Origin of the sequence: Corynebacterium tuberculostearicum (assembly GCF_022347235.1) — a bacterium.
GTDB lineage: Bacteria > Actinomycetota > Actinomycetes > Mycobacteriales > Mycobacteriaceae > Corynebacterium > Corynebacterium tuberculostearicum_F.
On record NZ_JAKRDX010000002.1, the window covers coordinates 104,388 to 117,266 of the forward strand.

At 59.0% G+C, this 12,879-nt stretch carries 11 protein-coding genes; 9 read left to right on the top strand and 2 right to left on the bottom strand.

The window, feature by feature from the left end:
- Positions 1-42: 42 nt before the first annotated feature.
- Positions 43-453 (top strand): nucleoside-diphosphate kinase, encoded by a 411-nt coding sequence (ndk, locus tag MHK09_RS01600; protein WP_005324068.1) that lies wholly within the window; start codon positions 43-45, stop codon positions 451-453.
- Positions 454-722: 269 nt separating this feature from the next.
- On the opposite strand, the gene MHK09_RS01605 is transcribed toward ndk, so the two are convergent.
- Positions 723-1,073, bottom strand: a complete 351-nt coding sequence (locus tag MHK09_RS01605) for an ArsR/SmtB family transcription factor (protein WP_040425217.1) — start codon at positions 1,071-1,073, stop codon at positions 723-725.
- 108 nt (positions 1,074-1,181) lie between these two features.
- Between MHK09_RS01605 and arsB the strand changes: the two genes are divergently transcribed.
- The gene (arsB, locus tag MHK09_RS01610; RefSeq protein ID WP_250412468.1) at positions 1,182-2,246 is read left to right on the top strand and encodes an ACR3 family arsenite efflux transporter; all 1,065 of its coding nucleotides are present in this window, start codon (positions 1,182-1,184) and stop codon (positions 2,244-2,246) included.
- Here arsB and MHK09_RS01615 read toward each other — a convergent pair.
- Positions 2,243-3,010, bottom strand: a complete 768-nt coding sequence (locus MHK09_RS01615) for a hypothetical protein (RefSeq protein ID WP_179386876.1) — start codon at positions 3,008-3,010, stop codon at positions 2,243-2,245. The two genes, arsB and MHK09_RS01615, sit on opposite strands and share 4 nt — an antisense overlap.
- A gap of 203 nt (positions 3,011-3,213) precedes the next feature.
- Between MHK09_RS01615 and MHK09_RS01620 the strand changes: the two genes are divergently transcribed.
- The 7 genes from MHK09_RS01620 (at position 3,214) to obgE (ending at position 12,859) form a co-directional block, all read left to right on the top strand.
- The gene (locus MHK09_RS01620; protein WP_250412469.1) at positions 3,214-7,086 is read left to right on the top strand and encodes a translation initiation factor IF-2 N-terminal domain-containing protein; all 3,873 of its coding nucleotides are present in this window, start codon (positions 3,214-3,216) and stop codon (positions 7,084-7,086) included.
- Positions 7,087-7,312: 226 nt separating this feature from the next.
- Positions 7,313-7,618 (top strand): 50S ribosomal protein L21, encoded by a 306-nt coding sequence (gene rplU, locus MHK09_RS01625; protein WP_005324077.1) that lies wholly within the window; start codon positions 7,313-7,315, stop codon positions 7,616-7,618.
- A 42-nt stretch (positions 7,619-7,660) separates the two neighbouring features.
- Positions 7,661-7,939 carry a 50S ribosomal protein L27 gene (gene rpmA, locus MHK09_RS01630; protein WP_005329214.1) on the top strand — a complete coding sequence of 93 codons (279 nt, stop codon included), beginning with the start codon at positions 7,661-7,663 and terminating at the stop codon, positions 7,937-7,939.
- 701 nt (positions 7,940-8,640) lie between these two features.
- A complete protein-coding gene (locus MHK09_RS01635; protein WP_250412470.1) occupies positions 8,641-9,261 on the top strand; it encodes a hypothetical protein in 621 nt (206 codons plus the stop codon).
- A 96-nt stretch (positions 9,262-9,357) separates the two neighbouring features.
- The gene (locus MHK09_RS01640; RefSeq protein ID WP_250412471.1) at positions 9,358-10,269 is read left to right on the top strand and encodes a S24/S26 family peptidase; all 912 of its coding nucleotides are present in this window, start codon (positions 9,358-9,360) and stop codon (positions 10,267-10,269) included.
- Positions 10,262-11,254 (top strand): LamG-like jellyroll fold domain-containing protein, encoded by a 993-nt coding sequence (locus tag MHK09_RS01645; RefSeq protein ID WP_250412472.1) that lies wholly within the window; start codon positions 10,262-10,264, stop codon positions 11,252-11,254. Before MHK09_RS01640 ends, MHK09_RS01645 begins: the two co-directional genes overlap by 8 nt.
- Positions 11,255-11,326: 72 nt before the next feature.
- The gene (obgE, locus tag MHK09_RS01650; protein ID WP_250412473.1) at positions 11,327-12,859 is read left to right on the top strand and encodes a GTPase ObgE; all 1,533 of its coding nucleotides are present in this window, start codon (positions 11,327-11,329) and stop codon (positions 12,857-12,859) included.
- Positions 12,860-12,879: the final 20 nt, after the last annotated feature.

Here is a 12,879-nt window from a genome sequence, read left to right on the forward strand (position 1 = left end):
CAGCGCGCGACGCATGCGTGCGGTTTCGGTACAGTGTGGGGCATGACTGAACGTACACTGATTCTCATCAAGCCGGACGGCGTAAAGAACGGCCACGTAGGCGAAATCATCTCCCGCATCGAGCGCAAGGGCCTGAAGCTGGCTGAGCTCGACCTGCGCGTTGCTGACCGCGAGACCGCGGAGAAGCACTACGAGGAGCACAAGGACAAGCCATTCTTCGGTGACCTCGTCGAGTTCATCACCTCCGCACCGCTTATCGCTGGTGTTGTTGAGGGCGAGCGCGCCATCGAGGCATGGCGCCAGCTGGCCGGTGGCACCGACCCAGTCTCCAAGGCCACCCCGGGTACCATTCGCGGTGACTTCGCCCTGACCGTTGGCGAGAACATCGTGCACGGCTCCGACTCCCCAGAGTCCGCTGAGCGCGAGATCGCTATCTGGTTCCCGAACCTCTAAACTTCCGCGCACTTAGCGCATCATTCAGCCCGAGCCTGTAGGCTCGGGCTTTATTTATTGCTTGACCCATAAGCCCGGGCGTAGAGCCGCATACCGAGTATCCGGCCCTACCTTGAATAAGTATTGAAACGGCAAAGCCGCAAATACGTAGAGAAGCAGAACTGGAGCAGGGGTTTTGTTTCGGGGCTGAAGGTGCTTAACGCGGCAGATCATTGCTGAGGATAATGCACGCGAGGTCATTCACATCTCAGACTAGGACTGGAGTTCTCCTAATCGAAGGAGAGTAACTGGCGCAGTGTGCGGAAGGCTTCCTTTTGTACTCGATGGGTAACGGTACGGCCCGATTGTTGCTTGATTAAAAGACCGGATTCCCTCAACTTGCCGAGGTGATGAGATACCGTCGGTTGGCTCAGACCGGAAAGCGCGGTCAACTCCGTAACACTCATCGGGCCGCAGCCCTCGTCGCACAATATGGATAGCAGGCGCAGGCGGGCTGGGTCAGCAAGTACTTTAAATTGCTGGGAAAAGCGGAGGGAGTCGCCCTGGCTGAGCGGGCCACTACTCAGGGAACAGCACTGTGCATCCGGGGTGCTATCGGCGTTGCTAGGGGAGGAGTCCATGCACACAGTATAAGGAGTCTGCCTCCCACTCCGTTATATTGACGAGTATCAATATGGACGATTAAAGTACTGCTCGAAAGTTGAATTCCTCGTCGCACAAGGAGAGCCATGGCCGTTACGCAACGCCCAAAGTTGTCATTTCTCGATAGATTCCTTCCCGTGTGGATCATCATCGCCATGGCCTTGGGGCTATTGATAGGCCACTTCCTGCCAGGCATTGGAGAAGCACTGTCTGCTCTAGAGGTTGGCGGTATTTCTCTTCCAATCGCGCTGGGCCTGCTAGTTATGATGTATCCGCCCCTGGCTAAAGTCCGCTACGAAAAGACTCGAGAGATCGCTGCCGATGGCCGCTTGATGGTGGTTTCTATCGTGCTGAACTGGCTGGTGGGCCCTGCATTGATGTTCACCCTGGCGTGGATATTTCTGGCCGACCAGCCCGAGCTGCGAACCGGCTTGATTATCGTTGGGCTAGCCCGTTGTATCGCAATGGTCCTAGTGTGGTCCGATCTCTCCTGCGCCGATCGGGAGGCCACCGCCGTTCTTGTGGCCATTAACTCTATATTCCAGGTAGCCATGTTCGGTGTGCTGGGATGGTTCTATTTGCAGATTTTGCCAGGGTGGTTAGGGCTAGATACCACCTCTGCTGATTTCTCTTTCTGGTCTATCGTCACCGCGGTTCTCGTATTTTTGGGAGTCCCCCTACTGCTTGGTGTGCTCTCACGGGTCTGGGGTGAGAAAGTCAAAGGCCGCGAATGGTTTGAAAAACGCTTCCTTCCGGCAGTTTCTCCCTTGGCGATGATCGGCTTGCTCTATACCATTGTGTTGCTATTCTCCCTGCAGGGAGAACAGTTGGTAGCGCAGCCCACGGCGGTGATCAAGGTTGCGATTCCGTTGGTCATCTACTTTGTTGGAATGTTTTTCCTAGCTTTGGGCGTGGCAAAGGTCGTGGGAATGAACTACGCGCAATCCGCTTCCGTTGCGTTTACCGCAGCTGGTAACAACTTCGAACTAGCCATCGCGGTTTCCATCGGTACATTTGGTGCTGCGTCAGCACAGGCCCTTGCCGGAACCATTGGGCCGCTAATTGAAATTCCGGTACTTGTCGGACTCGTGTACGTAATGCTCTGGATAGGGCCGAAGCTTTTCCCTGGAGACAAAAGCTTGCCAAATTAACGCCGGCCCACTTGATACAAACAGCGAACCCCAGTCGGCGTGATGGTGATGGTCCACTTTGCGGGCGCGGTGCGCAGTCCCATGCGGCTCAGCTTCACCAGGTCCGCCTTTGCTAAAGCATCGAGCTGTTCGGATAGAGGGTCGAGGTCTACCTTCATGAACTTCGAGAGGGCAGTGGAATTAATCGTGTTTCCCTGCACCGCGCCGGCGGCGACGAGGGCGGTGAGGATGTCCGAGTGGGCGTCGGCAAGCTCCAAGCGAGCCTCCGTAACCCCGTCGAGCGGGTCTTTTTCCAGGATCTTGTTAATGCGGCGCCGGCCGATCCGGAAGGACTGGGAAAACATGCTCCAGATGCCCAACGGCAAGCCAAAGGCCCACCACGCGCCGGACAGCATCCCGGCAACGGGCGGGGCCAGCTCTACCTCTGGGAGCAGGCCGGCTGCGCTCAGTGGCGCCATGACCAATGGCGCAGCGATCGGGATAAACGGTGCGATATAGGCAATCGTGGGATAGTCACCATCACGGAATTCCTCTTGCGCAGCGTTGATGCCGCGCGGGTAATTGCGGATGAGGTGCACCAACCCCAGCACCGCAAAGACGGCAAAAACACCGGCTCCCATCAACATATAGTCCACGCCTGTGTTGGCGAAGCCAATGGCAAAGCCGGCCGGTACGCCAAAGTAAAGTGCGGAGCGTACCGGGACTTCATTGCGCTGTCGGTACTGCGCGAGTTCGCGCGCGGGGATTCGTGCTAGTTCTGCCACCCCGCCAACATAACACCGCCTGCCAGCTTGGCCGCGGTTCTGTGACACAATGGGGGATAGCGCGTACGAGACGCGGCATAACTTCATATCCCACAAACTTTTATAGCGCGCACTATGCCTCGTGCGGCGGCGGTACGGTCTTCGTCCGTGCCTGCGCCCGAGGCGGCGCCAAATACAGACGATGTACAGGAGTAAGCCCGAACATGGTGGCACAGAACTCTCAAGAAACAACTGAAAGCCTCAAGGCAGCGGCGTCTTTGGCCCAGAACCTGGAGCGCAGCCAACTCAAGGACAAGACCCGCGTGTATTCCCTAGCCAAACAGCTGGGGCTTTCCTCGCGCGAGTTGGTGGCACAGCTTAAAGACATGGGCTTGAAAAAGAGCGCGCAAAGCTCCCTTTCCCGCGAGGAAGCAGGCCAGGTGCTCGATGCTGTGGCGAATGCCGCTGCGGTTGCCGACGCCCCCGCGGGCGATACCACTGAAGCGCCGGCTGAAGAGCCGGAGGAGAAGGCTGCCGCGCAACCGGAAGAAAACCCGGACGAGGAACCGGAAAAGAAGCCAGCGAAGAAGCGCGCCAAGCGCGCCCGCAAGGCCACCCGTAAATCCGCTGCACCAGCGCCCGAAGAGTCGGCAGATACCGCCGAGTCAGAGGAAGGGGAGCAGTCCACGGAAGACGAAGAACACCTGCGCCACCGCGTGCGCAAGAACGTGGATAATGAAATCTCCCAGATCGAAGACAAGGTAGAGGCATCGCTGGCCCAGGCCGCAGCCGAAACTGGCGCAGCCGCCGAGGAGCCAGAGGACGCTGAAGCGGAAGTATCCGAAGCGGCAGAACCCACGGATGAGGCGGACGAAGCACCGGCTAGCGCGCTCGATACCGGAACGGTTGATGCGGCGAAGTTGCACGAGGCGCTGGCCGAGGCCGGCGAGGACTTCGAGGATGACTACTACGCCCCGCACATCGTCCCGCGCGCGGAATCCGAGGAAGACTCTGGACACTATGACTTTGCGCCTATCTTCATGGCCCCGCAACAGGACGAGGCAGGGGCATTCGCACCGGCTGTAGATGCAGCGGAGGAGGACTTCTCTGCAGACGACTCCGCACGCGACGACGATGAGGGCGCTGCGGATTCCGCCGACGAAAGCCGTGAGCGCTCCGGCTCCGGCTCCGACCGCGGTTCCGGAAAGTCTGAGGGCCGCCGCCGTGGGCGCCGTGGCGCATCCCGTGGACGCGGTGCCGGTGCGAAGCGTGAAGAGCAGGCAGACGAGCCCGAGCACATTGAAGAGCCGAAAGCCATCCGTGGCTCCACGCGCATCGAGGCGCAGAAGCGCCGCCGGGCCGAACTGCGCGAAAAGGGCCGCACCCGCCAGCACATCGTTTCCCAAGCAGAGTTCCTTGCCCGCCGCGAAGCCGTGGAGCGCACCATGGTGGTGCGCGATAAGGAGCGCGAGGACGGCGCCGGCATCATCACCCAGGTGGGCGTATTAGAAGATGACCTGTTGGTCGAGCACTTCGTGACCACCGAGTCCCAGGCCTCTCTCATTGGCAATATCTACTTGGGCCGCGTCCAAAACGTGCTGCCGTCCATGGAGGCGGCCTTCGTGGACATCGGACAGGGCCGAAACGGCGTGCTCTACGCCGGTGAAATCGACTGGCGCAAGACCAAGCTGCACGGGCGCGCCCGCAAGGTAGAAAACGCCCTGAAGTCTGGTGACCAGGTGCTGGTGCAGGTGGCTAAGGATCCCATCGGCCACAAGGGCGCGCGGCTTACCACCCAGATTTCCCTCGCTGGCCGCTACCTGGTCTACGTGCCGGGTGGGCGCAGCGCCGGCATTTCCCGCAAGCTGCCCGCCCCGGAGCGCAAGCGCTTAAAGGATATCCTCGGCCGCGTGGTTCCAGGCGATGGTGGTGCGATTATCCGCACCGCCGCCGAAAACGTCCCAGAAGAGGCAATCGCTACCGACGTCAACCGCCTGCACAGCCGGTGGGAGGACATCGTGGCACACGCTAAGAAGGAAAAGTCCTCCAAGGGCGCCAAGCCGGTGACGATGTATGAAGAACCAAATATGCTCATCAAGGTGGTGCGCGATCTCTTCAATGAGGACTTCACCGAGCTCATCGTCGATGGCAAGCGTTCCTTCAATACCGTCCGCGCCTATGTAGATTCCATGGCGCCGGACCTTGCGGACCGCGTGGTGCGTTACCGCGCCAAGGATCACGGCGGGCAGGATGCCTTCGAGGCTTACCGCATTGATGAGCAGCTGCATAAGGCGCTCTCGCGCAAGGTATGGCTGCCCTCCGGCGGCACGTTGGTCATCGACCGCACCGAGGCCATGACCGTCATCGACGTCAATACCGGCAAATTCACTGGTTCCGGCGGCAACCTAGAGGAAACAGTTACCCGCAATAACCTCGAGGCGGCCGAAGAAATCGTGCGCCAGATGCGCCTGCGCGATCTCGGCGGCATGATCGTCGTGGACTTTATCGATATGGTCCTGCCAGAAAACCAGGATCTGGTGCTGCGCCGCCTGAAGGAAGCCTTGGGCCGCGATCGCACCCGCCACCAAGTATCCGAGGTTACGTCGTTGGGCTTGGTACAGATGACCCGCAAGCGCCTGGGTACCGGCCTAGTGGAGACCTTCTCCACCGAGTGCGAGTGCTGCAACGGCCGTGGCATCATCATTCACCAGTATCCGGTGGACGAGGCTGAGGACGATCAGCGCTCCAAGCATTCTGGCCGCAAGTCCAAGGCACACAAGAAGCACCACCACGATCCGCAGCAGCACCCGACTGCGGTGGCAATGCATAAGCACGAGCTTGACGACGCCCCCGAAAGCTCCTCCAAGCCCAAGCGCTTCAAGAAAACCCAAGCGCCGGTCTACGGTACCGAGAATGATGAGGCCGCACGGGAATCTGCCAAGACGTCGTTGGAAGACCTCGTAGCAAACGTCGTTGTAGACGAGCGCGGTCCGGATGAGTCGCAGGCCGAATCGGAAGAGCACAGCGGAGACCACGACCGCAGCAAGGAGCGCGGACGTGGACGCGGTCGCCGCCGCGCGCGCAAGCGCACTCAGACTGAGGTATCCGATATCGAGGCCATCGCGTATGCCGCGGCGGATAATGCCGCCGAGAGCGATGAGGTGCAGGAGTTTAATTCCTACGTCCCCGATGCGGATACGGACGCGGACTCGGGTGCCGTTGCTCAGGCACACCCTGGTGCAGGTGCCGGCTCCAAGCGTGGCAAGAAGCCGCGCCGGGCGACGCGCCGGTCGAAGGCAACCCGCGAGGCTGTAGGCGGCGAGCAGAAGGCACCGGAAAAGGAAACTGCTCCGGATAAGGCAACTGATAAGACCTATGACGAGGCAGTAGCTGAGTTTGAGGCTTCCCCGCGCCGCAAGCGTCGCACGCGCGGCAATTCGCGCTCCGATAGGCACCCGCAGCCGCAGGACTTCGCGGTCTCTGGTGAGCAGGACTCTGCCAACGCCGACGAAAAAGTCAGCGGCACCGAATCCCAGCACGGGCAGCAGGCCTCGCGCGAAGAGCGCAAGGCTCGCGGGCGTGGCCGCCGTCGTTCGGTACGCACCCAGCAGGCCAAGCGTCGGACTACCTCGCGCGTGCCGCACGAGGTCAAGGAAAAGGCGCAGGAGCACGAACACAAGCAGGCGGGCGGGTCCGCCGAGCAGCGCCATGAAAAGGCAGCTGGCGCCGCACGCGCGGGGCGCGCCGGTGGCAAGGGCCGTGGGCGTCGCCGTGCCGTGCGTCAGGCCGCTCCTAAAAAGGCGGTAGCAGAGAATCCGAAGGTAACGAAGTCTACCCACGGTCGTTCGACGCAGGAGGATGGTTCGCCGGAGCGTTCCGGTGCTGGACAGCGGGCGGCCACGGGCGATACCAAGGTGCTGCGCCGCGGAAAGAAGAGGGCGGTGCGCAAGAAGGGGGCGTCGGCAAGCGCCAAGGCCCCAAAGGCGCAGGATGACGCAGGGCAGAAGCAGTCTTCTGCGAGTGGTGCGCACAAGGAAATGTCGCACGCAAAGTCTGGGCGCGGCCGACGCCGCGTAGCACGGCGAAGCACGTCTTAGGGCTACGCCACGCGGGCACAAAAAGCGTGGTTTGTATTTTGTGCCCGCTACGGGGTAGTCTTTGACAGTCGCTGTTTAGTACTCACGGCGCTGGATCAGTCCGACACTCACTTAGTGAGCTGTGCGGGCATGTTCGCGCGGGAACTAAACGCAATGTGTAAGTGTCCATTCGGAACGCGGCCTCCCCGGTTGCTTCCGAGCGAGTTTAGATAAGGGGTAACCCTCTATGTACGCGATCGTCAAGACCGGCGGCAAGCAGTACAAGGTTGCTGAAGGTGACCTCGTCAAGGTCGAGAAGATCGAGGGTGAGCCAGGCTCTGCCGTAGCTCTCACCCCGGTTCTGCTCGTCGATGGCGCCGATGTTAAGTCCAAGGCTTCCGACTTGGAGAAGGTTTCTGTTTCCGCAGAAATCGTTGAGCAGGGTAAGGGCCCGAAGGTCGATATCCTGAAGTACAAGAACAAGACTGGTTACAAGAAGCGTCAGGGCCACCGTCAGCCTGTGACCACCTTGAAGATCACCGGTATCAAGTAAGCCTTAACCGGCTGTAATTATCCCTAAAGGAGGGAAAACCACATGGCACACAAGAAGGGTGCTTCCAGCTCCAGCAACGGTCGCGATTCCGAGTCCAAGCGTCTCGGTGTCAAGCGCTTCGGTGGTCAGCAGGTTAATGCCGGCGAGATCATCGTGCGTCAGCGCGGCACCAAGTTCCACCCAGGTGAGAACGTAGGCCGCGGCGGCGACGATACCCTGTTCGCGCTTGCAGCTGGCTCCGTTGAGTTCGGTATGAAGCGTGGCCGTCGTATGGTCAACATTGTTCCGGCTGAAGAGGTTGCTGCAGAAGCAACTGCCTAACTAAGGCCGATGAGGTTAATCCTCGAGTCTGCCCCAGTGAGGGTGGCTCGAGGATTTTCTTGTTTTCTGGTCTAATCCCTCGCTCTAAAGGGGCTTCGGCTGTCGTGGGATGCCACTATTCGATACGGCCAGCTATCAAGCCTTGCAGGCGTCTGTGGGCGTTGCCTATCCGGTTCTATTAAATGGCACTTGGTCCACTGTCGTAGCCGTGGGGTTTAAGGATTTAGTGCGGCTTCCGGGGCTTGAAATCATTCCTGCGCACTGCACATAATTCACCGGCAGTATGATCTGCGGCACTAGGAAATTGATCTTTCCTTTCTTTAAATTAAGAATTCTTGCCCAGTTCTTAAATTAAAGGGGTTTCTTTATGTCCGGAAAGTCCGTTTGTTCGGCCAAGGGGGTAGAAGTCAAGGGCAACGGGGTTAATTTCAACCTTAAACTGTGTACCGTATAAAAATCGGATAAGTGCCAAAAGCCCTGCGTATAGCCTTGACGGTCGAAAGTTTCTGGCGTTATGATTGCGGGCGTACGAGCGAGGTTTAACGCAAGAAGCAGCGGAATCTTTCCCAGTTGAGAGTTTGAGACTATTTATTATTTGCCTGCATGGATGTCGGGGAAATTCCACGCCTAAGCACTCGCGTTCCGGGGAACTAGCCCCATTCCTTTTCAAGACCGCACTTTTTTAAGAGGAGCCTCTTACTATGTCCGATTCTCAAAAGCGCACCCGCAAGGGCTGGATCCTGCCCGCCTCCGTTGCCTCCGTTGCTCTGGTAGCATCCCTGGCCGCTGGAACCTTGGGCGCCTATACCGCCCAGATCACTAACGATGGCAACACTGCTGGTACCGGCAAGCTCACCATGTCTGAGTCTGAAATCGTTGATGGTCAACCCACCAAGACCAAGGACACCTCCGAAGGTCAAAACAACACCATCTCCGTGTCCGATATCAACAAGTACGGCGGCAATATGAAGATGGTGCCGGGGGATAGCAAGACCACCACCGTTCAGTTCAAGAACACCGGCTCCGTCGACGCCTCCGCTTTCACCTTGAACTTTGGTAACTGCGCCGTAACTGGTCAGGATGCCGGCGAGAAGTCCCTGTGTGATGCGCTCAAGGTTACCGTTAAGTCCGGCGGTGCCACCCTGGCAGATAACCAGACTCCGACGGCTCTAGCCGGCAAAACCTTCAACATCGATGCTCCTATGGCCGTGGGGGCGACGAAGAACTTCGATATCACTGTGACCTTGCCCAAGGAGACCACGGATACCTCCATCATGGACCAGCAGATCTCCCAGAACCTTGTCTGGACCCTGACTGCTTAAGTCCTTCCTGTGTCCTTAAGGAACACGCTATAAAGGAGCGTTATTACGCCCTAGAATCACGCCAGCTCAGCAGCCACAACGTCGGGAGATGAGTATATGCAGGCACGTCGCCGTACTCTCGCCACCGTTGTGGCTGCGGTGGTTTTAGTCCTCGCCATTATCTGTGGTGGTTTCTACTTGGCGGGTTTCCGGGCGCATTTTCTGACCACGCCGTCGATGGGCACGCAACTTCCAGTCGGCTCTTTGGCCATAACCAAGCCGGTAGATATTGCTGACGTGCAGGTGGGTGACACCATCACCGTGGATAGTGCGAATGGCACCACCCATACCCACAACGTGGTTGAGCGCGCCGGCGATACTGCTATTACCCAGGGCGTACTCAATGGCGCGCCCGACGCGCTACCGGCTACCGCTGACACGTTAAAGGGCAAGGTTGTCTTTTCTTGCCCCGCGTTGGGGTGGGGCGTGCGCATTGCGGGCATCATGGCCGCAGGCTGGTTGCTGATGCTGCTGGCGTCCCTGCGCATTGACGATGAACTGCACCGCCGCCGCTACCGCAATACCGGCGTCTTTTTGGGCCTTGCCATTGGCATCATTATCGTGCGCCCGCTGCTCGGCGCCTATCTGCTGGGTATGAATGTCAATGGCACCGGCGAAGAGGCCTACGCGCAGGCGCATGTGGTCTCCACGGGTCTGCTTCCAGTCAAGGTTGTTCCGCTTGGCGAGGGCGGGGGAGAAGACTCCGCCATTATGAGCCCCACCGGCACCGATTCCTTCGCTATCGATGACGCCCCAAACGAGAAGGGCGACTTTGTCTTCCGCCCAGTGCCCGCGTTGACCTGGCCGTGGATCCTCGGACTCATTGGCTTGGTGCTTTCGCCCTTTGCGTGGTTTTATGCCCAGTATCGCCGCGCGCTCAAGGAAGAGCAGGAGCTTGCCGACGCCACCTTGGAAGCCCAATCCAATGCCGATACCACCGAGTTTGAGGCGGTGAAGCCCAATGCTTAAAAAGGAACGGATTCCCGTCGTGGCCGCCGCCGTCCTAGCCATCATTGTGCTGATTTTGGCCTTTGCCCTGCAGCCGACGTTGGGCAGCTGGAGCGCCCGAGTCACCAATTCCCGCAATGCGGCCGGAACCGCTGAGGGCGTAGATGCCCTCAACTGCTACGAAGAAATGCAGCAGACCACCAAGAAATATGGGGGCTACCTGTATCATTTCCATACTCCGTACGCACAAGCCACGAATGACTCGCTCAATCAGACGGCTTGGACTCTGAGAAACCGCAGGCCAATCAGCCCGAATACCAACTGGGTGTATGACGGAAGCCAGCAGGCGGGGGAAGAGCCATGTGTGGGGATCGAAAAGCATGCATACTTCAAAGGTGACAACTCTACGGATGGAGCCCTAGCTACCGCTCGCCTTAATTCCACCAAGTCGACTATTACGGCTAATGCGAGTGCATTTACGATGCCCGAGCAATTCACCACGGAGACGTGGATTAATACTTCGCAACCCCAAGGCACGGTGGCGGTAAATTCCATTTTTGGCAATTTTGAGCGCCCGGTATGGCGAATCCAAGTACTTAGCGATGGCACCGTGGGGTTCCAGGTGCGCCAAGCTCCTCTAGGTATCGACCGGGTTTATGATCAGGTCAAAAGTACCGAGCGCATCGATGATGGACAGTGGCACCAAGTGGTAACGACCTGGGATTTTTCCACTAATGAAATGGGGCTCTACAGTGATGGACAGCCAGAATCTTTTAAGACCTCATCGTCTTCGCTGTATAGATTCACCGGTGGCGGCGAGGGCTTTGTACGCTACGGCTACTCCGGTAATCATGACCGCTGGCCGGAGCTTAGCCCCGATAACTTTGTGGGGTACATGTCTTTTGCCGCAATTTACCCCACGCGGTTGACCGACCAAGATGTTCGACGCCACTGGGACGCGCGCACTGTTTCTGGAAAAGCGTGGCCAAAATCCACCGTGGGCTAAACGGTTGGAGTCCAGCCCAATACACGCATTACACTGGCGGGGACAAAGATTTAACAAACGGAGGGTTTGACCATGGCACGTTTTATTGACCGCGTCGTCCTGCACCTGCAAGCGGGCGACGGTGGACACGGCTGTGTGTCTGTCCACCGCGAAAAGTTCAAGCCCTTGGGTGGCCCAGATGGTGGCAATGGTGGCCACGGCGGCGATATTGTCCTCGAGGTCTCTGAGCAGATCCATACCCTGATGGATTTCCACTACCGCCCGCACATTAAGGCCCAGCGCGGCGGCAATGGTGCCGGCGATATGCGCAACGGCGCCCGCGGCGAGGATCTGATCCTTGAGGTTCCTGCCGGCACGGTGGTGCGCAATGAAAAGGGCGATACCCTGGCTGACCTGACGGTGCCTGGCACCCGCTTTGTTGCTGCGGAAGGCGGCTTCGGTGGCCTAGGCAACGCCGCGCTTGCTTCTAAGAACCGCAAGGCACCAGGCTTTGCCCTGCAGGGCGAGCCGGGCCAAGCGCACGATCTAATCCTCGAGCTGAAGTCCATGGCGGACGTCGGACTCGTGGGTTTCCCTTCGGCGGGTAAATCTTCGTTGATTTCGGTTCTTTCTGCCGCGAAGCCAAAAATTGGTGATTACCCGTTTACCACCTTGCAGCCCAACCTGGGCGTGGTGGATATGGGCGATAGCTCCTTCACCATCGCGGATGTGCCTGGCCTTATTCCCGGTGCAGCCGATGGCAAGGGCCTCGGCCTGGATTTCTTGCGTCATATCGAGCGCACGGCGGTGCTGGCGCACGTAGTTGATACCGCCTCCATCGAGCCGGGTCGCGATCCGGAATCCGATATTGAGGCCCTCGAAAACGAGCTGGCCAAGTACCAAGAGGCGCTGCAAGAGGATACCGGCCTGGGGGACCTGCGCGAGCGCCCACGCATCATCATCCTCAACAAGGCTGATGTACCAGAGGCTGAGGAACTCGCGGAATTTGTCCAAGAGGACCTCAAGGAAAAGTTCGGCTGGCCGGTCTTTATTATCTCTGCTGCTGCCCGTAAGGGCTTGGAGCCGCTGAAGTACAAGCTCATGGAGATGGTCACTGAGCATCACAAGGCAAGCCCGAAGCCCAAGCGCGATCCGAACCACACGGTCATCCACCCCAAGGCACAGGGCCACAAGAAGAACACCGGTTCCTTTGCGGACTTCACCGTTTCCCGTGACCCAGAGGTGCAGGGCGGCTTCATTGTCGAAGGCAAGAAGATCGAACGCTGGATCTTGCAAACGGACTTTGAAAACGACGAGGCCGTTGGCTTCCTGGCGGACCGCCTGGCCAAGGCGGGCGTGGAAGACGAGCTGCGCGAGCAGGGCGCAGTAGAAGGCTGCCCGGTAACCATCGGTGGCATCACCTTCGAGTGGGAGCCGATGACCGGCGGCGATCCAACGATGGCAAGCCGTGGCGAGGACGCCCGCCTGAAGGGCACCGGCCGCGTTTCCGCCGCCGAGCGTAAGCGCGCTTCCCAGGCGCGCCGTGGCCTTATTGATGAGTACGATTATGGCAATGATGAAGAGGTCACCCGCGAGGGCGCTAACCGCGATAGGTGGCAGGGCTAGTCCCCGGACCCCCTATTCTT